At 63.8% G+C, this 20,837-nt stretch carries 21 protein-coding genes; 16 read left to right on the top strand and 5 right to left on the bottom strand.

Going from position 1 to position 20,837, the window contains the following annotated elements; genetic code table 11:
- Positions 1–116: 116 nt before the first annotated feature.
- Positions 117–998: a hypothetical protein gene (locus tag FQP90_RS22580; protein ID WP_144653317.1), complete on the bottom strand. Its 882-nt coding sequence runs from the start codon at positions 996–998 to the stop codon at positions 117–119.
- Between the two features lie 135 nt (positions 999–1,133).
- Here FQP90_RS22580 and FQP90_RS22575 point away from each other — a divergent pair, with 135 nt between their 5' ends.
- Positions 1,134–1,589 carry a YchJ family protein gene (locus FQP90_RS22575; protein WP_144653315.1) on the top strand — a complete coding sequence of 152 codons (456 nt, stop codon included), beginning with the start codon at positions 1,134–1,136 and terminating at the stop codon, positions 1,587–1,589.
- 4 nt (positions 1,590–1,593) lie between these two features.
- Here the strand turns inward: FQP90_RS22575 and FQP90_RS22570 are convergent, their stop codons facing one another.
- Together FQP90_RS22570 and FQP90_RS22565 are read right to left on the bottom strand one after the other, a co-directional pair.
- Entirely contained in the window at positions 1,594–3,558 is a 1,965-nt protein-coding gene (locus FQP90_RS22570) for an acyl-CoA dehydrogenase family protein (protein ID WP_144653314.1), read from the bottom strand.
- Between the two features lie 62 nt (positions 3,559–3,620).
- Positions 3,621–3,923, bottom strand: a complete 303-nt coding sequence (locus tag FQP90_RS22565; protein ID WP_144653312.1) for a hypothetical protein — start codon at positions 3,921–3,923, stop codon at positions 3,621–3,623.
- Between the two features lie 291 nt (positions 3,924–4,214).
- On the opposite strand from FQP90_RS22565, the gene FQP90_RS22560 reads away from it, so the two are divergent.
- Genes FQP90_RS22560 through FQP90_RS22550 form a run of 3 tightly spaced genes read left to right on the top strand, consistent with a single transcriptional unit; the run spans position 4,215 to position 10,016 of the window.
- Positions 4,215–5,672: a DUF3375 family protein gene (locus tag FQP90_RS22560; protein ID WP_144653310.1), complete on the top strand. Its 1,458-nt coding sequence runs from the start codon at positions 4,215–4,217 to the stop codon at positions 5,670–5,672.
- Entirely contained in the window at positions 5,665–6,546 is an 882-nt protein-coding gene (locus FQP90_RS22555) for a DUF4194 domain-containing protein (protein WP_144653308.1), read from the top strand. Before FQP90_RS22560 ends, FQP90_RS22555 begins: the two co-directional genes overlap by 8 nt.
- Positions 6,543–10,016, top strand: a complete 3,474-nt coding sequence (locus tag FQP90_RS22550; RefSeq protein WP_144653306.1) for an ATP-binding protein — start codon at positions 6,543–6,545, stop codon at positions 10,014–10,016. Before FQP90_RS22555 ends, FQP90_RS22550 begins: the two co-directional genes overlap by 4 nt.
- Positions 10,017–10,104: 88 nt before the next feature.
- On the opposite strand, the gene FQP90_RS22545 is transcribed toward FQP90_RS22550, so the two are convergent.
- The gene (locus tag FQP90_RS22545) at positions 10,105–10,599 is read right to left on the bottom strand and encodes an FBP domain-containing protein (RefSeq protein WP_144653304.1); all 495 of its coding nucleotides are present in this window, start codon (positions 10,597–10,599) and stop codon (positions 10,105–10,107) included.
- 442 nt (positions 10,600–11,041) lie between these two features.
- Here FQP90_RS22545 and FQP90_RS22540 point away from each other — a divergent pair, with 442 nt between their 5' ends.
- The 7 genes from FQP90_RS22540 (at position 11,042) to FQP90_RS22510 (ending at position 18,033) form a co-directional block, all read left to right on the top strand.
- Positions 11,042–12,112, top strand: a complete 1,071-nt coding sequence (locus FQP90_RS22540) for an iron-siderophore ABC transporter substrate-binding protein (RefSeq protein ID WP_144653302.1) — start codon at positions 11,042–11,044, stop codon at positions 12,110–12,112.
- Between the two features lie 5 nt (positions 12,113–12,117).
- Positions 12,118–13,233 carry a FecCD family ABC transporter permease gene (locus tag FQP90_RS22535; protein WP_144653300.1) on the top strand — a complete coding sequence of 372 codons (1,116 nt, stop codon included), beginning with the start codon at positions 12,118–12,120 and terminating at the stop codon, positions 13,231–13,233.
- Positions 13,230–14,342: a FecCD family ABC transporter permease gene (locus FQP90_RS22530; protein WP_144653298.1), complete on the top strand. Its 1,113-nt coding sequence runs from the start codon at positions 13,230–13,232 to the stop codon at positions 14,340–14,342. The genes FQP90_RS22535 and FQP90_RS22530 overlap by 4 nt, the downstream gene beginning before the upstream one ends.
- Before the next feature lies 1 nt (position 14,343).
- Positions 14,344–15,168 carry an ABC transporter ATP-binding protein gene (locus FQP90_RS22525; RefSeq protein WP_144653296.1) on the top strand — a complete coding sequence of 275 codons (825 nt, stop codon included), beginning with the start codon at positions 14,344–14,346 and terminating at the stop codon, positions 15,166–15,168.
- Positions 15,165–16,217, top strand: a complete 1,053-nt coding sequence (locus FQP90_RS22520; protein WP_144653294.1) for a siderophore-interacting protein — start codon at positions 15,165–15,167, stop codon at positions 16,215–16,217. The genes FQP90_RS22525 and FQP90_RS22520 overlap by 4 nt, the downstream gene beginning before the upstream one ends.
- Positions 16,218–16,378: 161 nt before the next feature.
- Positions 16,379–17,215: an SGNH/GDSL hydrolase family protein gene (locus FQP90_RS22515; RefSeq protein ID WP_144653292.1), complete on the top strand. Its 837-nt coding sequence runs from the start codon at positions 16,379–16,381 to the stop codon at positions 17,213–17,215.
- Positions 17,216–17,217: 2 nt separating this feature from the next.
- Positions 17,218–18,033: an SGNH/GDSL hydrolase family protein gene (locus FQP90_RS22510; RefSeq protein ID WP_144653291.1), complete on the top strand. Its 816-nt coding sequence runs from the start codon at positions 17,218–17,220 to the stop codon at positions 18,031–18,033.
- On the opposite strand, the gene FQP90_RS22505 is transcribed toward FQP90_RS22510, so the two are convergent.
- On the bottom strand, positions 18,009–18,296 hold the full coding sequence (locus tag FQP90_RS22505; RefSeq protein ID WP_090824495.1) for a YciI family protein: 288 nt from the start codon (positions 18,294–18,296) through the stop codon (positions 18,009–18,011). The genes FQP90_RS22510 and FQP90_RS22505 overlap by 25 nt on opposite strands.
- Positions 18,297–18,364: 68 nt before the next feature.
- Between FQP90_RS22505 and FQP90_RS22500 the strand changes: the two genes are divergently transcribed.
- From FQP90_RS22500 to rpsN, 5 genes are all read left to right on the top strand, one after another.
- Positions 18,365–18,844, top strand: a complete 480-nt coding sequence (locus tag FQP90_RS22500; protein ID WP_144653290.1) for a MarR family winged helix-turn-helix transcriptional regulator — start codon at positions 18,365–18,367, stop codon at positions 18,842–18,844.
- A gap of 46 nt (positions 18,845–18,890) precedes the next feature.
- Positions 18,891–19,655 carry an SGNH/GDSL hydrolase family protein gene (locus FQP90_RS22495; RefSeq protein WP_144653289.1) on the top strand — a complete coding sequence of 255 codons (765 nt, stop codon included), beginning with the start codon at positions 18,891–18,893 and terminating at the stop codon, positions 19,653–19,655.
- A gap of 398 nt (positions 19,656–20,053) precedes the next feature.
- On the top strand, positions 20,054–20,290 hold the full coding sequence (rpmB, locus tag FQP90_RS22490; RefSeq protein ID WP_011776361.1) for a 50S ribosomal protein L28: 237 nt from the start codon (positions 20,054–20,056) through the stop codon (positions 20,288–20,290).
- On the top strand, positions 20,290–20,457 hold the full coding sequence (rpmG, locus tag FQP90_RS22485; protein WP_003798558.1) for a 50S ribosomal protein L33: 168 nt from the start codon (positions 20,290–20,292) through the stop codon (positions 20,455–20,457). The genes rpmB and rpmG overlap by 1 nt, the downstream gene beginning before the upstream one ends.
- 4 nt (positions 20,458–20,461) lie before the next feature.
- On the top strand, positions 20,462–20,767 hold the full coding sequence (gene rpsN, locus FQP90_RS22480; protein ID WP_011776360.1) for a 30S ribosomal protein S14: 306 nt from the start codon (positions 20,462–20,464) through the stop codon (positions 20,765–20,767).
- Positions 20,768–20,837 lie beyond the last annotated feature (70 nt).

Genomic DNA, 20,837 nt, shown 5'->3' with positions numbered 1-20,837 from the left:
GAGCACTACAATCAACGCAGGCCACACACCGCACTCAAAGGCGCCTCACCCATCAGCCGCGTCACCAACCAACCGGGTTAGTACACCTAGCGGTCGCTGCGCAGCGGGGTCGTCAACTAGGAATTGCGGCTGGCGCTGCTCAGCGAACCTTTACGGATGGGGCTCGGAGCTTTTCCATTCTTGGAATTGTTAGTGCCCGACTTCTTTGCCCCGTTCCCTTGTGCTGGGCTCTTGGCGTCGCTGGGGGTCGAGGGTGCGTTGTCAGGGCGCTTGGCGGGGGCGTCGGGGCGTTTTGGGCTGGGTGTTTTGCCGTTGGGTGACGGAGCGGGATCGTCAAGGTCGCGCACTGTCACCTTGATGGCTGGCGGCTGCCCGGCCTTTGCGCGGGCGGCGGCGCGTTCGTCAGCTTCAGCGACCGCGTCTGCCCAGTCCTTCGAGAGGACCGGTGGCTCCTTCGCGGCGGCCACAACAATGGGATGGTGTGCAGTCTGGTGTTCGACCACGGTCTTGACTTCCGCCGGCTTGGGCAGGTTGCGGGGGTCCACCTTTGCCTTCCACGCGCCGTCCTTGACTGCAGCTGACGCACCCGAGAGTCGACGTCGAATATCACCAAGGAGGTCCCGTTTAGGGGCCGCCGGTGCGGACGGTCCAGGTGCTGCAGGTGTCGGGGCCGCAGGCTGCACCTGGGGCGTGGACGCCGTCTCCAGATAGGCGAGGTCGTCCAGCGGGGACTCAACCGAAAGGGCAGAATCAACGACGCCGGAACTCGCCGGAACCGGGACGCGCGCCGGCCGCGGGGGCAGGTGAACGATGGGAGTGGTTTCCTTCTTGGGGAAGATCCCAATCAGTGCCAGGAGGACAACCGATACAAGTCGCCCCACTCCGGCCACGACCAGAGTGATGATGATGATCAACCCGAGTCCGAGGAACATGAGGACTGCGAGTCCCAGCGTTCCCAAGTACGTCAGGTTGATGGCGAGTGTTGTCGGATCCTCCACGTAGCCTCCCCTGGCTGTCGTTTTGTGATGCGCGCATTGCCCACCCAGCTTGCTTATCTAGCCTAAGGTCCAGCACCGACGGAATCACGCCCCGCCCCTCACTCTTGGCGGGTTGTTTCGAAGCTGTTATCTGACATGGGAAAATATGTTGCCCAGCTCTCATTTACCGCCTCAGATTGGGACGTCGTGACCCCTGACCTTGCCCGACTCCGCAACGGCGCCTGCCCCTGCCTCTCCGGGGAGCAGTACGACGATTGTTGTGCCCGATTCCACCGCGGCGAGGCCGATGCGCCCACGGCGGAGCAACTTATGCGTTCCCGGTACTCGGCCTTCGTCGTCCTGGAGCCGAACTACCTCCTGCGTACCTGGCACGCCTCAACCCGCCCGGACTCCATGGAGCTCCACCCGGACATGCAGTGGCGGAGGTTGGACATCGTTTCCACCGCCGATGGCGGCCCTTTGGACACTTCCGGCACGGTCGAGTTCGCCGCGCACTACAGGCTCGACGGCGAACGCGGCGTCCAGCGCGAACTCTCCCGCTTCGTGCGGGAGGACAAGCACTGGTACTACGTGGATGGGGACGTTCGCTAGTGGGTCACCGATAGTTGCGGTGCAGGTTCTCCTTGGTTGACGCGCCCGGCGCTGCGTCGCCGATCCACGGGCCTGTTCCTTCGGACTGATCCAGAATCCCCGCCTCAAGCCAGGCGTAATCCCCGGCGAGGACCTTGCGCGAGAGGTCGTGGTCGCCGTCGTCAGTGTTCCTCCACAGTTGGTCGAAGTACTCGTCCACCCGCACGCGCGCCTGCTCGCAGAACGCCTCGGCCAGCTCGAAAGCGGCGGCGCCTTGTTCGGGGTGCTTGCGGAGCAGCATTTCTGCCCGCGAGCAGCACGCGGCCATGGCGAACAGCTCGGCCCCGATGTCCACGATCCTGCCCAGGAATGCCTGCTTGTGTTCCAGCTTGGCCTGCCACCGGCCCATGCCATAGAACGTCTGCCGCGCCAGTCGCCGCGACGACCTCTCAACGAATCGCAACTGCTTTGCCAGCCGCCCGAACTCCGCGTAGGACCGTGGGTCCATCCCGGCACCGGCAACCAGTTTGGGTAACCAGCGGGCATAGAAACCAGAGGCGCCGACGGCGGCCCTCGCCTTGTCCTGCAGGCTCGCATCCGCTGAGGCGAGGTCGCCCGCCGCGGCGAGGTGGGCATCCACGGCTTCGCGGGCGATGAGCAGCTTCATGATCTCGCTGGAGCCCTCGAAAATCCGGTTGATGCGAAGGTCCCGGAGGAGTTGCTCTGCAGGCACGGCACGCTCGCCCCGGGCTTCCAAGGAGTCGGCAGTTTCGAAGCCCCGGCCGCCGCGGATCTGCACCAACTCGTCGGCGATCCGGCAGCTCAGTTCCGTGGACCACAGCTTGGCCAACGCGGCCTCGATCCGGATGTCCTTCAGGCCGGCGTCCGCCATCTCCGCGGACAGTTCAAACACGGCCTCCAACGCAAACGTGGTGGCGGCAATGAACGCGATCTTCTTGCCCACGGCCTCGTGCTTGCCCACCGGGCGGCCCCACTGAGTCCTGGCGTTGGACCATTCGCGGGAGATCTTCAGGCTCCATTTTCCTGCGGCCACGCAGAGGCCCGGGATGGAAAGTCTCCCTGTATTAAGCGTGGTGAGCGCGATCTTGAGTCCTTGGCCCTCGCGGCCCAGCCGGTTGGCGGCAGGCACGCGGACCTGGTGGAACCGGGTCACGCCGTTCTCGATCCCGCGCAGTCCCATGAAGGTGTTGCGGTTCTCCACTGTGATGCCGGGGGAGTCCATCTCCACCACAAAAGCGGAAATGCCACCCTTGTGCTCGGTACCGTCAGCGTCTGTATGTGCAGGAACCCTGGCCATGACCACCACGAGTTCGGCAATCACACCGTTGGTGGTCCAGAGTTTCACGCCGTCCAGAAGGTAAGAACCGCCGTCGTCGGAGAGCGCGGCAGCGGCGCCCATGCGCGCGGGGTCGCTGCCGACGTCGGGCTCCGTCAGGAGGAACGCGGTGATGGCGCCGGCGGCGCAGCGCGGCAGGTATTCCTGCTTCTGCTCGGGCGTGCCGAATTCCTTGACGGGCTCGGGAACGCCGATGGATTGGTGGGCGGAAATCAAGGCGCCGAGGCTGGGATGAACCGATCCCAGCAGGGCAAGGGCGCGGCCGTAATAGACCAGGGACAATCCCAAACCGCCGTATTCGCGGGGGATTTTCATGCCAAAAACTCCAAGCTCGGAGAGCCCCCTGAGATATTCGTCAGGGATCTTGGCGTCGCGCTCGATCACGCGGCCGGACATGGTTTTGGCGAACGCCAACAAGCGGGCCATGAACTCTTCGCCGCGCTCCACATCCTCCGCTTTGGCTTGTGGCCAAGGGTGAATAAGACCGAGGTCGAAGCTGCCCAAGTACAAGCCCTTGGCGAAGCTGGGTCGGTTCCACTCTGTTTCCCGGGCGGCTTCGGCGACGGCGCGGGCTTCTTCTGCTGTGGCGTTGACGCTTGCGGCGGTGAGGCTGCTGTCAGTGGCGGACGTCATGGGATAACTCCTCTAGCCGGTTGTGCCGGATGGAGCCAGGGTCCGCCTTGGGTGGGAACCCTTCAGCTGTCCCTCAATGCTACCCGCGAGTAGCTACCTGTACTAGGGGAAACCTGGGGCTGAAATTCGGCCGGAATTTCCACTTGTCCGGCGTGGTGGACCAGGCGGTCCCACGCAAAGTTAATGCCGTGGACAAGGCCTCCGAGGACACCCTTGGCGGTGTACCAGACCATGCCCATGGCCCCGATAAGAATGATTGTTGCCATTGCTGCTGCTGCGATGAAAGCCACCAAGATTGCAGCGAAGACCAGCGTTCCAATAACTACGTAAGTGCCTGTTTCCAGCGCAGTGAAATCGAAATCCATGGTTCCCCCCGGAGCTACGGTGCGTGGGTCGGCGCGGCGTGGCTGCGTCGATGATCTGACACTAGGGGTGGGGGTCCTTTCCGACCAGTGCAGAATCGCGCCGCGACTGCGTTGATATGGGATCGAAACCGTACCGGACGGTAGGTTACGAAATGGTTGCGGCCGCGTGCCGCAAAAGGGTTCGACGGCGGCAGTTCAGGGCCGTCCGACGCCCCCGCGACGCTCTGCGTTAACCTTGTACGGGGCAGTTTTCGCTGCCAGCCAGGTTTCGCAGCAGCTGAAGGAGAGTAGTTGTCCCGTTCAGCCATGTCCTCCGCCGACGCCATTGGCGCGCGGCTTCGCGATCTTGAACAGCTGACCAAGGGTCCGGCGTGGGCGCTGACGCGTTCGGCGCCGTGGGTGATCGCGGTGCTGCAAGCATCCTTTACCCGCACCCGGCCGCAGCTTCCCCTCGAAGAGTTCCACGCCGACGTCGACGCCTTCCTTGAGCAGCTCCGCCGCCAGGATCCAGCGCTGGGCGGCCAGCAGAACGGGAAGCTTTTTGGCGACGAATGGACGCGTAAGCAGTTCCTGACGCGTCGCAACCAGTCGGGCCAGATCGTCTACGAAGTCACCGAGCCCGCTGCCCGTGTGCTCGCGTTCCTGGACAGCCTCTCAAGCGAGAGGTCCACACTGAACGGCTCCCGGCTCGGCACGCTGTTGGGTGACGTGGAGAAGCTTGCCAACGAGACCAACCCGGACCAGAGCGCACGATTGGAAGCCCTTGAAGAGGAAATCCAGGAGCGGCAGCAGTTGGTTGAGGACATCAGCTCCGGTGAGTTCGATGGCCTTCTGGATGACGAGGAAGCTGTGGAAGCTGCCGGCAACATCCTGGACCTCGCGGCGAGCCTGCCGGCGGATTACAAGAAGATGCGCGACCGCATTGAGGAACTGGTGGGCGAGCTCCGCAACCAGATCATCGAGGAGTCACTGAGCAAGGGCGCCACCATGGCCCAGGTTTTGGAGGCGGACAAGCGGTTGCGGCAAAGCCCCGAGGGCCGAACTTTCCGATCTTTCACGGCTTTCCTGGAGGACCCGCAGCAACAGTTGCGGTTCCGGTCGGCGATCGGCGAAGTGCTGAGCCGGCAGTTCGCGGACGATCTCTCCCACGACGACCGCGAAACGCTGAAGAACCTCGTTGCCGAGCTGCGCTATCAGCACAGCCAGATCCAGCGCATTTACGGCAAGCTCTCGGAGAGCCTGAACACGTACATCCAGAGCGACGACGTCCGTCAGTCCGTCAGTCTCCGGAAGGTCCTGGCCGAGGCCGAGCAAGCCATCCGATCCCTGCCGTACGAACGCGACCGGCCCGGCTTGGTGCCGGGGCCCGTGTTGTACAACGCCGGGTTCGAGTCCCTGGCCATGGTCAAGCTCTTCGACCCCGATGAGTTCGCCACACCGCCGCGGCTGGCCGACCCCATCGCGTTCAGCGATTCGGACAGGGTGCGGTCCGCCCGCACCGGCAAGGCGCGGCCCGATGTTGTGCGGGCTGCCATGGCCGGTTCTGCCACCTTGGCCGAGGCCTGGGAAAACCTGCCTGCCGAAGAACGCCACATCAACACGGTCCGGACCTTGCTGTCCATGGCATTGCAGACAGGCGCAGCCTTTGACCGGGCAGCCTGGGAACACATCGACTTCGAACAAATCGACGGCAGCATCCGCACCGCGTACCTGCCTGTCGTCACGCTGAAGAGGGATTCTGATGACTGAGGAAATCACGACGACGGACGTCACCGAAGAGGACCACGTCACCGTTGGGGGGACGGACAGCGAGGAACCGTCGGCTGAAACTGGCGACGAGGCTGAGCCCGCGGCCGGCCACGCTGACCCGTTCCGAGTCACGCCGCGCGATTCCTTCGTGGACGGCGCTGCGCTGTTCCCCGGCGATACCGGCGTACTGCCCATGAAGGTTCGCCACGCACTGGTGAAGCTCCTGAAAGGTCCGTACATTGATGGCGGCCGCGACGAGAAACTGTGGACCACCCTTCTGGACAATCAACTGATTCTCCGCAGCCGACTCTCCGAGCTGTTCCTCACCCTCCAGTTGGACCACGACCGCAAGATCGCCGTCCTCCGGCCCGTTGATCCGGAAATCATCGGGGCGAGCTCCCGCTCCAGCATCCTGCGCCAGCAGCGTGCACTGAGCCGCGTTGAAACCATCGTGCTGCTCCGCCTGCGCCTCCTCCTTGACCGTCACGTCACAGCCCAGACGGACCCAACCATCACCCGCGAAGAGATCTCCGACCTCGTAGCCAACTACACCCCCGCCGGCCAACAGGATGCCCTGCGCGACTCCGACGTCGTCACCCGCACCATCACCAAACTCCTGGCCCGCCAACTCCTCCTCCCCACCCCCTTGGACGACACGTACACCATCAGCAACGCCCTCCCCCTGGCCCTCCCCTTCGAAAACATCGGCGACATCCCAGCCCAAATCGACGCTCTGGTGGCAGTAGCAGCGGACGAATCCGGCACGGAGCCTTTGCTGGATATGGAAACTGACTCCAGCCCCACTTCCGAAGACGGGGACGACGACGCCGATGCCGCCGCGGACGCAACCACGACTGACGGGACACAGAAGTGACCATCGCAAGCATGCTCCCGCTCGGCGAGCTCACGAACCCCGGCCAGATGCGGCTCGCCTTGGTGCAGGTGGTCAACTGGGGCACCTTCCATGGCGCCCACACCATGCACGTGGATCGCAAGGGAACCCTCCTGACCGGTAACTCGGGCGTGGGCAAGTCGACGCTTTTTGATGCCATGCTCCGCGTGTTCGATGCCCGCCCACGCTCCAATGAGGCCGCTGCCCAACGAGCCGGCGGCGCTGTGGAGGACAAGAGGACCACGTTCACGTACATGCGCGGCAAGGTGGGTGATAAGGCGGTGGGAGACAGTTCGGCGAGTGCCTTCCAACGCCCTGGTGCCACTTGGTCCGCCGTCGCGCTGACGTTCGATAATGCGGCCGGCACGAAGGTGACGGTGTCTGCCCTTTTCGACCTGCCGAAGAACGGCACGGAGTCGAGCGTCGGGCGCTTCTATGTGATCGACAGCAAGCCCCTGGACCTTGAGGCTATCGAGGGGATCGCGCAAAAGCGGTTCACCAAGGGTGCGCTGGAGTCGATCTTCCCGGACGGCCAGGTGTTCGATGTTCACAAGGCATTCGCCGAGAGGTTCCGGCGGCTCCTGGGTATCAACTCGGACCAGGCACTTCCGCTGCTGCGCGTTATCCAGGCCGGCAAGGGCTTGGGCGGCAGCGTCAACACGTTCTTCCGGGACCAGGTGCTGGATGCCCCGGCCACGCTGGCTGCCGCGGACGACGTCGTGGAGGAATTCAGCAACCTGATGTCCATCCGGCAGCGGCTGGAAGATGTCCGGCAGCAGCGCGACCAGTTGGCACCGGTCCCTGCGCTGAACAAGGAGTACGCGCAGGCCCTGCTGGACGCCAACCGGCTCCGGGAGTTGGCTGGCGAGGAGTTTGAGGCCTACAAGCAGCAACTGGCTGTCACGGTCCATGCCAAGACGCTCGCCCGGTACAAGGACCTGGCCCAATCCAAGGCCCAGGAGCTCGCCGCCGAGCGCACGGTCCGGGATGCCCTGTCCAAGGAGCTCCGGGACCTCGAGCTGGACTACAACAACCGCGGCGGCAACGCGATATCCGCGATTGAGCAGTCGTTGGAGAACGCCAAAGTGGGCCTGAAGCTGCGCCGGCAGGTTGAGGACTCGGCCAAGAAGGCTTTGGCCGACGCCGGGTTGAACCTTGAGTGGTCCGCCGAGGGTTGGGACCAGGCGCATGAGCAGGCGGCTGCCCGTTCGGCCGAGCTGAAGGACGATTCGGAGACCTTGAAGGAACTCCGATTCGAGGCATTCGACGGCCACGCGACCAAGAAACGCGAGTTGGCTGCGGCTCAGCAAGAGCTGCTGTCTTTGCGGTCGCGCAAGTCCCTGCTGCCGCCGTCGAGCATTGAAAATCGGGCGGCCATCTCGGCGGCAACCGGCGTCCCGGAAGAGCGGATGCCGTTTGGCGGCGAGCTGATCGACCTCGCCGAGGGGCAGGATCAGTGGCGCCCGGCCGCCGAACGAGCGCTGCGCAACCTGGCCACCACGTTGCTGGTGCCCGGTGAGCATTTTGCCGCCGTCACGCGATACCTGAACGACAACACCGTTCGGGGCGCCCTGCGCGCTGTTGATGTTTCCAAGCCGCTCGCCGGCGGCGCGCTGGCTGTTGAGGACGTGTCCGACGGCGACCTCTTGACTAAGTTGAGCATCCTCACCGCAGGAGCCAACGCCGACGCCGGGGAATGGATCCGCGAGCGGATCGCCTTGGACTTCGCGTACCCGTGCGTGGAGGATCCCGACGAGCTTGCCTCGATGGACAAGGGCCTGAGCCTGGGTGGCGTAGTCAAGCGCAACCGGCACACGGTGGAGAAGGACGACCGTTTCACCAGTCGGCAGGACTACGTCCTCGGCTTCGACAACGCTTCAAAGCTTGAGCTCGTGGCGGCACGGGTGGGTGAGCTGGAAAATGAGCTGGCCAAGGCGGCGGAACTGGCGCAATCCCGCGAAGATTCGCACCAAGGCATGGCTCGACAGCTGGAGGCATTGCGCCGCGTGGCTGACGATGAGCGGCCGTGGGAGCAGGTCTCGGCAGCGGTTGCGGCAGATGAACTGGCCCGGATCGAGCAGCGCCTGGCGGATGCGCTGGCTGCCCAGGCGGACCTTGAGCCGCTCCGCGCCAACATCGAAGCTGTGCGCGAAAAGCACCAGTCCTCCACAGGTGCGGCTGCCGTGCTCCAGAGCGAATACAAGGCTCTCGACCACAACATGACCACAGCCGACGGCCTGCTCGATGCCGCGAGGCTGAAGCTCGAGCAAGCACCGCCGTCGGCCTCTACCGTCACCGCGCTGGAACCGTACTTCGCAGGCGTGGCAGACGTGTCCGAGCTTTACGAACTCGACAACCTGGCCAACAGCGTCCGCAACACGTTGCTGGACGAGCTTCACGGCGCGGAGTCCCGGGGCCAGGCGACGGCTGAGCGCCTGACCCGCATGTTTGAGGCCTTCGTCCGCGACTGGGGAAGCGCCATCAGCGCGGACCATGGCACGTCCATCGGTGCTGCCGGGGACTTCGAATCGCGCTACCACGCAATCGTGAGCGACGGCTTGCCCGCGCAGGAGGCCGAGTTCCGTCTGTTCTTCAACCAGCGCACGCATGAGTCGTTCAGCACGCTCCTGCATCTGCTGGATGAGGAACGCCGCAGCATCACCAGCCGCATCCTGCCACTCAACGGCATCCTGTCCCAGGTGAACTTCCACGAGGGCAGCTTCCTGGAACTGGACATCAAGCAGACCCTGCCGCCCACTGCCAAGCTGTTCAAGGACGCCATCCAGAACGCGTTGAAGGCCAAGCACACCCGGCCGTCACGCGGCGCTGCCGCTGGTCCAACGGCAGAAACCGACGACGACGCCGAGCTCACGGCCCGCTACAAGTCGCTCGAAACCTTGGTGAAGCGGCTGGGATCCCAGACGCCGGAGGATCGTCGGTGGCGAGCCGAGGTGCTGGACGTCCGCGGGCACCTGTTTATCCAGTGCAAGGAACACCGCGAGGTGGCCAAATCAGGGAAGACCGGCGCGGCCAAGTCCGGCAAGAAGAAGACCGAAGTCTTCATGCACGCCGACACCGGCTCCATGTCCGGTGGTGAGCGCCAGCGCTTCACGGCCTTCATCATGGCTGCTGCCTTGAGCTACCAGTTGGGCATCGCCGAGCAAGGCTTCACCACCTACGGCACCGTGATGATGGACGAAGCCTTTGTGCTGGCCTCCGAAGAATTCGCGGGTGCGGGCATCAAGGCGCTGCACGAATTCGGGTTCCAGCTGTTGCTGGCCGCTCCGGAGAACGTGATCGACCTGTCCAGGCACCTCGGCTCCGTTACGGAAATCCTGCGGGACAAGCGAACCAACCGGTCGGGCGTCCTCACGGCTCCCGTCATCGCCGGGCCGGGAGAGCCTGGCGCTTGGCGATCCGAGGCGAACCCCGTGGACATCGTCCTGCGCTAGGTCGCATCCCGACACGGCTGGCCCAACTGACTGGCAGTAGTGGTTGTTCTGAGCCCTCAAAACAACCACTACTGCCAGCTACATTGGATTACTTGTCGCGGACGCGGTCCAGGAACTGCTCAGTCCTGGACTCCAGCCCTGAAATTTGTCGAACCACCACGACGGCTGGATCCGGGGTGATCTCGTTGACGGGCGGTTCCTTGCGCACGTTGGCGCTGCAGCCAAACTCGGCGCAAATCAGTGTTCCTACGGTGTTCCCGTCCTTGCCCGATTGTCCGGCTTTCTTGGCGACCCACAGGTAAACGTCGTCCTTGGAGAAAACGTCGCGGCAGAGTTCGCAGAGGACCACGCGCCTCTTTCCGGATCCACCTTCGGGAGCCCAGAGCAGGATTCCGGTGAGCTTGCCCCGGTGTGGAACCACGAGGTACCCGCGCTGGGGCATTTTCTCGTCGCGCCAGCCGAGGAACTCGAGGTTGTCCCAGTCGAGGGTCTCGAAGTCGCGGGGGAGGTTGACTTTGGCTGCCTCGGACCTGCTGGCGTTGATGAAGGATGAACGGATCTGTTGAGCAGTAATTTTCTGCATGGCAAAGCTTCTTTCGGAAATGGTCGACGTCCGCGCGCTCGGAGGGAGCGGCGGAATGACAGAAGGCGTCGGTCATCTCATCAAGCGAAAGGGCACAGCAAGGGAACCCTGAAGCGGGCTGCGTGAAGAGGCTAGAGAGCTACCGACGTGCGGGGGAGTGCCAAGCAGGCCAAAGCGGCCACCTCGCCAACCATGGCTGCAGCAACTGAAACAGTGCGCACGCTCATCCCCTCGTCGAATTCCTTGGAAAGCGGTAGTCCGCTGCCGCTATCCTCCCAAAATTCCGGGGATGCTGTCCACCGACGGGCACAGGGCGTGTGATCTGTGTCGCAATTGACGGAAAACTCCACCCGTAAAGGGATTACGTGACGCAAACGTTTCCTATTTATCCGCAGGCTAGGCTAGCCTTACTTAGGTTCGCATCACTTACCTAAGGAGTACCGTGGCATCCCTTCTCCCACGCCGCGCCCTGCTGAAAACCGCAGGTACCGCGACGGCCGTCCTGGCCGCCGTCGCCCTTTCCCTCACTGGCTGCTCCACAGGACCGGCCACGTCGACGCCGGCAACCGAGCAGGCCGAGTCCGCCGCGTTCCCCGTCACCATCAAGAACGTCTTTGGTGAGACCACCATCAAGGAACAGCCCAAGCGCGTAGTCACGGTCTCGTGGGTCAATGACGACATTGCGATCGCCCTGGGCGTTGTCCCGGTTGGTGTTCCGAAGAACGAGTGGGGCAACAACGACAAGGGCTCAACCCCTTGGAAGGACGCAGCACTGGAGAAGCTCGGTGCCGGCTTTGGCACCGACAAGGCTCCGGTCCAGTTCTCCGAGGCAGACGGCATCAACTTCACCGAGATCGCCAAGCTCAGCCCGGACGTTATCCTGGCCGCCTACTCGGGCCTGGAAGAGGCTGACTACAAGAAGCTCAGCGAAATCGCCCCCGTTGTGGCGCAGCCGGAACTCGCTTACGGCACCCCGTGGCAGGAGAGCACCACCCTGATCGGCAAGGCCCTGGGCAAGGAAGCCGAAGCCAAGAAGCTGATCGAGGACACCGAATCCACCGTCAAGGACAAGGTTTCCAAGTTCCCGCAGATCAAGGACAAGACCTTCATCTATGGCAACCTCGAGCCCGCCAAGGGTGACGGAGCCAACGTCTACACCGCCATCGACAACCGCCCGCGCTTCCTCTCCGAAATCGGCATGAAGCTGGCCCCCGTCGTAACGGAAAACACTAAGTCGAACACGGAGTTCTTCATCCCGTGGTCCGCGGAAAAGGCCAACGAGCTTGAGTCTGACATCTTCGTGACCTGGGTTCCCGAGGCTGCAACGGCCGACGCCATCAAGGCCGACCCGCTGCTGGGCCAGATCCCGGCCATCAAGAAGGGCGCCCTGGTTGCCGATTCGGACCAGACCCTGACGCTCTCCATCTCCGCTTCATCTCCGCTGAGCCTGCCGTGGGCGCTGGACACGTTCCTCCCGCAGCTTGGCAAAGCAGCAGACGCAGCAGGCAAGTAACTGCAATGAAACTGAGTACGACGGCGGCAGTCCAGGGGCGGGGCAACGGCACTTTGGTGCCGGCTGGCCCGGGAGGCATCACCCCTGACACCGCGGTAACCGGAGGGGGAACCGGTTCCCGCGGCACTGCAGGCAAGCGAACCGCTTGGCTGCTGGTGGCCGTCGTCGTACTCGCCGCAGTAAGCACCGCATCCCTGGCGATCGGCGCACGCGGACTCCCCCTCAACACTGTGTGGGAAGCCCTCACCAACTTCAATCCGGCGGACGGCAACCACGCAGTGGTGATCGCCCGGATACCGCGGACGGTGCTCGGTCTGCTCGCCGGAGGTGCACTTGGCCTGGCCGGTGCGGCCATGCAGGGCGTGGCCCGCAATCCTCTGGCAGACCCCGGCATCCTTGGCCTCAATGCCGGTGCGGCGCTTGCCGTCGTCATCGGAATCTACGTCTTTGGCGTTGGCTCGCTGTCGGGCTACATCTGGTTCGCCTTCATCGGTGCCGCGGCGGCCGCCGTCGTGGTTTATGCCATCGCTTCCAGGGGGCGTGACGGCGCGACGCCGGTAAAGCTCGCCCTCGCCGGTGCAGCCCTGAGTGCCGGCTTGTTCTCCCTGATGAACGTCATCCTGGTCTCGAGCCAGGACACTTTCGACCGTTTCCGGTTTTGGCAGGTTGGCACCATTGGTGGACGTGACTGGTCCGTCCTCCTGCCCGCACTGCCGTTCTTTGCCGTCGGGGCCTTGGTTGTCCTGGCCGGCGGCCGCGTTCTGAACAGCCTTGCCCTTGGCGACGACATTGCCCGGGGCCTGGGCCAGAACGTCGCCTTGGCCCGTGGCATCTCCGGGCTGGGCATCGTCCTTCTCTGTGGATCCGCCACAGCCGTGGCCGGACCCATTGCCTTTCTTGGCCTTGTCATTCCGCACGCCGTCCGTTCGTTGACCGGGCCGGACTACCGCTGGATCCTGCCTTTCTCCTTGGTCTCGGCACCCATCCTGCTCATCACCGCCGACATCATCGGCCGCGTTGTCCTGCTTCCGGGCGAGGTTCCGGCAGGCATCATGACCGCGCTGATTGGAGCCCCTGTCTTCATTTGGCTCATTCGCCGCGGAAAGGGGGCCGGACTGTGACCACAGTTCATAAGCTCCCCACCGAGTTGGCACTTAATGCCAATACTTCCCCCCAACACCCTCATCTTCTGTCAGTTCGGCGAGTGCTGAGCCCCACGTTCTTCCTGGGCCTCGCGGTCATGGTCATGTTCGCCGTGTACGTGCTCCTGGGCAGCTACACCGTGACCATCCCGGACTTCTTCACGATCGTGATCAACCACCTCACGGGTGGCGAGAAGATTCCCGGCGCGAGCTTCATCGTGATGGAGCACAAACTGCCCCGCGCGGTGGTGGGAACCATGATCGGCATTGCCTTTGGCCTGGCAGGCGCACTCTTCCAGACCATGCTGCGCAACCCGCTGGCAAGCCCGGACATCATCGGCATCAGCTACGGCGCCAGCGCGGCAGCCGTGACGGCCATCGTGATCTTCGGTGCCTCCGGTGCAGTCGTTTCCGGGGCGGCCCTGGGCGGTGCGCTCGGCGTTGCAGCCATCATCTACGCGATCTCCCGGGGAACCGGTTCCGGCGCCGGGGGAGGCAGCCGCGGCAATGCTGCAGGCAACCGGCTGATTCTTGCCGGCGTGGGTATCGCCGCAGCCCTGCACGCGGTGGTCAACTTCCTCATGACCCGCGCCGATATCCGCACGGCAGCGGATGCCCTTATTTGGCTCAACGGCTCGCTGAACTCTTCCAACTGGGAGCGCGCTGGCGTTCTCGGCGTTTCCTTGCTCGTTCTGGTGCCCGCGGTCATCATCCTGGCCGGGCCGTTGCGCATCCTCGAACTCGGAGACGACGCCGCCGCCGGCCTGGGCATCAAGGTCAACGCGGCCAGGCTGGGACTCGTGCTGACCGCCGTCGGACTTGCCGCCGTCGCCACTGCCGCCGCCGGACCGGTAGCTTTCGTCGCCTTCCTCGCCGGGCCGATCGCCCGCCGCATAGTCCGCAAACCCAGCCTCCCGGCGTCGGCCCTGACTGGCGCCCTGATCGTGTTGCTTGCAGACTTCTTCGCCTCCAACATCGCCCCCGTCATCCTTGACGGAACCGTCCTCCCGGTCGGCGTCATCACCGGCGCCCTCGGTGCACCCTTCCTGCTGTGGCTGCTGGTCACGTCGAACCGAAAGGAAGCCTGACATGGCCATCCTTAATGCCAAGGACCTGACGCTCCAGTACGAGCAACGCAAGGTGGTGGAGGGACTGTCCACCGAAATCCCCGAGGGCAAAGTGACCATGATCGTGGGCGCCAACGCCTGCGGCAAGTCCACGCTCCTGCGCGGCTTGTCGCGGTTGCTCAAGCCGGCAGGCGGTGCTGTGACCCTTGACGGCAAGGACATCCACACCCGCCCAGCACGAGAACTTGCCCGCACGCTCGGCCTGCTCCCGCAGCACCCCACAGCTCCCGACGGCATCACCGTGCGCGACCTCGTGGGCCGCGGCCGCTACCCGCACCAAGGTTTCTTCCGCAGCTGGAGCGCAGCCGACGACGCCGCGGTGCAGCGCGCGCTCGACGCCACCGCCACGCTGGAACTCGCTGAGCGAAGCATCGACGAACTGTCCGGCGGGCAGCGCCAGCGCGTATGGATCGCCATGGCCTTGGCGCAGGAGACCGAAGTCCTGCTGCTGGACGAGCCCACCACCTACCTGGACCTCGCGCACCAGGTGGAAGTCCTGGACCTGGTCACGGACCTCAACCGCAGCCGGGGCACCACGGTGGCCATCGTGCTCCATGACCTCAATCTGGCTGCACGCTACGCCGACCACGTGATCGCCATGAAGGGCGGGTGCATCGTGGCTGAAGGTCCCGCTCCCGTCGTAGTCACCGAGGAACTCGTCTTCAACGTCTTCGGCCTGGAATCCCGGGTGGTTCCGGATCCCATTTCAGGTACACCGCTGATCGTCCCCATCGGACGCCACCACGCACGCCCCGCTTCAACCAACGAACTGGAGATCGCCTCATGAGTGCACAACCGACACGGGCCAAAGCAAGTGCCGCCGTGGAGCCCATGACCCTCGCCTTCGACGTCACCGTGACGGCCGTGCAGGAGCTGAGCCCCAACTTCCGCCGGATCACGTTCGGCGGCTACTCCCTGCGCGATTTCGGCGTGGCGGGCGACACCTTGGACCTGCGCGTGAAGCTGATGATTCCGTCCTTCGACGCCGATGGCAACGTCATTCCGCTGCCTCCTTTCAAGATGGAAGAAGCCGGCTGGTACCAGGAATGGCTGGCCATGGACCCGTCCGTCCGCGGCGACATGCGCACGTACACCGTCCGCTCTGAGCGCCTTGACGCCGTGTACCCCGAAATCGACATCGACTTCGTCATGCACTTCGATGACGAAGGCCATGGCGGCCCCGCGGCCAACTGGGCCAAGGAAGCCAAGCCCGGCGACGCGTTGACCATCATCGGCCCCAACAACCGTGCAGCACAGTGCACCACCGCCGGGGCCTACGGTGGCATCGAATGGCGTCCGGGCCTTGCCCAGCGCGTGCTGCTGGCCGGCGACGAAACCGCTGTTCCCGCCATCAGCGCCATCTTGGAAAGCCTCCCGGCGGACATGACTGGCCACGCGTTCCTCGAAGTACCCGAAGCCGGCGACTTCCAGGACATCTCCACGGCAGCCGACATCGAGATCACTTGGCTTGCACGCGGGGCAGCCATCGGACGCTCCCGTCCCCACGGCGAACTCCTCAAGGAAGCCGTAGCCAAGGCGGTTCCCGTTCCCGGTTGGGTGGGCCTCAAGGGCTCCGACGCTGCCGGCCCCGAGCCGGAAGATGTCAACGTGGACCAGGAGATCCTCTGGGAAACCCCGCAGCGCATGGACGCGGCAGCCATCGAGGCCACCAAGAATCCCACGCTGCCCGCGGGTGCGCTGCCGTTCTACGCCTGGATCGCAGGTGAAGCGTTCGTGATCAAGGAAATGCGGCGGTACCTCGTGCGGGACGTTGGCATTGACCGTAAGCAAGTGGCTTTCATGGGGTACTGGCGACGCGGTAAGGCCGAGGGCTAAGCCTTTTCCAGGGGCGGCCGGATGCCCGACAACCGGCCCTGCAGTGACGGACGCTCTCTCACTTCCCGTCTGGTTTTGGCGAACCTTCTCTCATATCCCGCCACTGGCTTGTTCACTCCCGGTTGGTTCGGGCTTAACCGGGGGCGGGTAGCTTCGGTGGGGTGCGGGAAGATTTCGGAGACGGGAACAGCGCTCGACGGCGGTTTGTCGCCATCGGGGATTCCTTCACCGAGGGCGTGGGGGACCCGAGCAAGGTCCTGCCCAACGGAGTCCGCGGATGGGCCGACCGTGTGGCCGAGAAGTTGGCCAAGGCCCAGCCCGGATGGGAGTACGCCAACCTGGCCGTGCGCAGTAAGAGGCTCCGGCACATTATTGACGAACAGCTCGAGCCCGCGTTGGCCATGAAGCCAACACTGATCACGCTGTACGCCGGTGGCAACGACATCCTGGACTTCGGGACCGACATGGAAGCGCTGCTCACCGACTACGAGCTCCTCGTCGCCAGGCTCGCCGATACCGGTGCAACCTTGGTCCTGTTTACAGGATTCGACGTGAAGGTATCCGCTGTGTTGGAGCCCTTCAAGAAGCGCAACACCCTGTACAACCAAAGGGTCCGGGACATCGCCGCCAAATACGGCACGGTGCTGGTGGATTACTGGTGCTTCGACGCCTACAAGGACCAGCGCATGTGGGCTCCCGATCGGCTCCACATGTCCAAAGCGGGCCACAAATACCTGGCCGCCCAAGTCCTTGACCACCTCAACGTCCCGCACAAAATTTCGCCCAAGGAATGGGATCCGCCCAGTCGCATGTCCCTGCGCGAATGGGAACGCCAGCAGCGCCGCTGGGTCAACGACTGGGTGGTGCCGTTGTTCGGGCGCAAACTTAGGGGCGTCACCCTGGGGGATTCGCTCCAGCCCCGCTGGCCGCATCCGGTCAAAGTCCCCCGCAAGGGCGGTCTGAAGAAGCTCATGGAAAACCGGGAGGCAGCACAGTGACCATGCCGCGGAGATTCGTAGCTCTGGGAGACTCCTTCACTGAGGGCGTTGGAGACATTGACCGCAGACTGCCCAACAACTGCCGCGGATGGGCTGACCGGGTTGCCGAGGAACTGGCCCGGAACGATGAAGGAACCCGGTATGCCAACCTGGCCATTCGCGGCAGGCGGCTTCACCGGATCATCGACGAACAAATCGAACCCGCCCTGGCCATGGACCCCACGCTGGTCAGCTTCTACGCAGGCGGCAACGACCTCTTGATGGCGCGGCTCAACATGGCCAAGCTCATGAGGGATTACGAAGACGCCGTCAAGCGCCTCAAAGCCAGCGGAGCCACCATTCTGCTGTTCACGGGCTACAACGTTCCCCTGTCACCGTTGCTTGAGCCCCTCAAGTTGCGCACGGCCATCTACAACCGCAATATCCGGCGGATCGCGGCGAAGTACGGAACGCTCCTTGTTGATTACTGGTGCTTCGAGAAGTTCCAGGACCCGCGGATGTGGGCTCCCGACCGCCTGCACATGTCCACTCCCGGCCACAGCTACATGGCGAAGAAGGTCCTTGAGGTCCTCGGGGCGCCGCACGCCCTGAGGTCGCCAGCCCTCGCGGCTCCCCGCTCGCGGACCCACGCCGAAAACATCGCCGACGACGACGCCTGGCTGAGGCGCGACGTCGGCCCTTGGCTTTCGCGGCGGCTCCGCGGCGTATCCAGCGGCGACCACCTCGGGGCCCGCTGGCCCGGGCTCATGCCGGTAGTGCTGCCGGAGCGGTTGGGAACTGCCCGTGCAAGGGCTCAGCTGTCCAGCAGGTTTTCGTAACCCTCGGCCACGCTCGTGGCGGTGAATTCGATGATCTCGAACTCGGCCACACCGTTGCTGTAGAACGGGTCCTCGGCCAGTGAGGCATCCAATGTGGCTCTGTCCACTTTGGACAGCAGCACGCCTCCCGTGGCTGGGACGCGACGTCCGGACGCAAGGAAGATCCCGCCGTCGAACGCGTCCTTAAGCCAGGCCATATGGCCCGGGCGGTGAAAATCGACGATTTCGTCGGGAACCTTGTAGGTCAATGAGACGACAAACATGCCGCCAGCCTATCGCTTGCTCCGCTGCAGGGATCTTGGAAAGCATGAATTCTCCTAAGATGGACTGCATGACTCAACCCCGCTGGCTGAACGCCGACGAACGCCGTGCCTGGCTGGCCCTCCTGAGCATCAACACCTTGCTCCCCTCGGCGTTGGATACCCAGCTTCAGTTGGCCGGCAAACTGTCACTGTTTGACTACAACGTGCTGGCAATGCTCTCTGAAACCGAGGGCCGGTACCTGCCCATGAGCGAGCTCGCTGCGCGGACTAGTGCCTCGTTGTCGCGCCTCTCGCACGTGGTGACCAAGCTGCAGAAGCGCGGCTGGGTGGAGCGGCAGGCGCACCCCGGCGACGCCCGGGTCACCGTAGCGCACCTGACCGACGCCGGCATGTCCACCATCGTGTCCCTCGCTCCGGGGCACGTGGAATCCGTTCGCGCGCTGATGCTTGACTCGCTCAGCCCGGACGACGTCGCGGACCTCGCACGGATCGGTGAGAAAATCGTTGCCCGGCTGGACAACAACCACTGGATCCTTCGCGACTCCTGACGCAGGAGCTTTGTGGCCCTGAGCGCTGAAGTGGCAGACTGACGGCATGGATTTTTCTGCCCGTTACGTTGCCCTGGGGGACTCCTTCACTGAGGGCGTCGGAGACGACGATCCCACCCGTCCCAATGGCGTTCGCGGCTGGGCGGACATAGTGGCCGGGCAGCTCGCTCACAGCAATGCGGACTTCGGCTACGCCAACCTCGCCATCCGCGGCCGCAAGCTCCGCCAGATCATGGCCGAACAAGTGGATGCAGCCGTGGCGATGAAGCCCACGCTGGTGACGCTGTACGCAGGGGCGAACGACATCCTGCGGCCCAAGATCGATATCGACTCGCTGCTGGAGGAGTACGACGCCGGGATCGCCAAGTTAAGCGCGACGGGCGCCACCGTGGTTCTCTTCACGGGCTTCGACGCCAAGGGCTCGAAGGTCTTCAGCGCCATGCGTGGCCGCACAGCCATCTACAACGAACTGGTGCGCGAGATCGCAGAAAACCAGGGCGCCCTGCTGGTGGACTACTGGCGGTTCGACGAATACGACGACTGGCGTATGTGGGGCGAGGACCGGATGCACATGTCCACTGCGGGCCATATCAACATGGCCAAGCGCGTGCTGGATGTCCTGGAACACGAGCATGTGATCGACGTTCCCGAACTCGCGCCGCAACGACTGACCAACCGGGTTGAGGCCTTGAAAGCGAACGCTCGCTGGCTGAAGGAATCGGCCGCTCCCTGGGTGGCGCGGCGCGTACGTGGCGTCTCATCCGGTGACGGCCTCAGCCCGAAGTACGCCGAACTGATCAGGCCTCTCTAGGCCGAAACGATGAGCGACCCGCCATAGTCAGGCCATTGTAATAACGGCGGGCTGTGGGGGCGTATGATGCCGGATTGGTCTTAATTTGGCCTGGCCCGTAGAATAGTTAGGCGCTAGGTAGTGCGGATCGTGTGCAATTGCTCCGGTTGGTGGTGAAGTCAGTCTGACTGTCATCCCGTTGGCCGGTAGTTAGGGGCTCAAGTTGCGTGCATTCCTGTATTCGCCCGGTATCCCAGGACCTGATTCAGTGTTCCACTGACCATCCTGAGGCCAGCCTTCTTCGCCGCACTTGCTGCGGAAACTACCGAAATGGTCTGGATCCGGCTGCGGACACTGCCTGTCGCACGGTAACGCAGGAACATCTGCACGCCGTTACATTCAATCTTTGGAGGAGAGTCATGGCAGCACACTGCCAAGTGACCGGAGCCGAGCCGGGCTTTGGGCACAGCATTTCGCACTCGCACCGTCGCAACAAGCGTCGGTTCGACCCGAACATTCAGAAGAAGCGCTACTGGGTTCCGTCCCTGCGCCGTAATGTCACGCTGACCCTGTCAGCCCGTGGCATCAAGACCATCGACGTACGCGGCATCGACTCAGTCGTCGCCGACATCCTGGCACGAGGAGTAAAGCTCTAATGGCAAAGGACAAGGACGTACGTCCGATCATCAAGCTGAAGTCCACTGCGGGCACGGGTTACACCTACGTAACGCGCAAGAACCGTCGTAACGACCCGGACCGCCTGGTCCTGAAGAAGTACGACCCCAAGATCCGCCAGCACGTCGAATTCCGAGAGGAGCGCTAAACACATGGCAAAGAAGTCCAAGATTGCTCGCAACGAGCAGCGCAAGGTCATTGTTGAGCGTTACGCTGCCAAGCGTCTCGAACTGAAGAAGACCCTGGTTGACCCCAACGCGACTGACGAAGCACGCGAAGCTGCACGCCTCGGCCTGCAGAAGCTGCCCCGCAACGCCTCCCCGATCCGTCTGCGTAACCGCGACCAGATCGACGGCCGTCCCCGCGGCACGCTCCAGAAGTTCGGTATCTCCCGTGTTCGCTTCCGCGACATGGCACACCGTGGTGAGCTCCCGGGCATCACCAAGTCTTCCTGGTAATCACGAAGCTCTGAAAGGGCCGGCAACCGTTATGGTTGCCGGCCCTTTCTGCGTTTAAGCGCTTGTGGCG

Origin of the sequence: Paenarthrobacter nitroguajacolicus (assembly GCF_007786235.1) — a bacterium.
GTDB lineage: Bacteria > Actinomycetota > Actinomycetes > Actinomycetales > Micrococcaceae > Arthrobacter > Arthrobacter nitroguajacolicus_A.
Note: the sequence above shows the minus strand (reverse complement) of the source record. Positions and strands in the feature narration are given on the sequence as shown.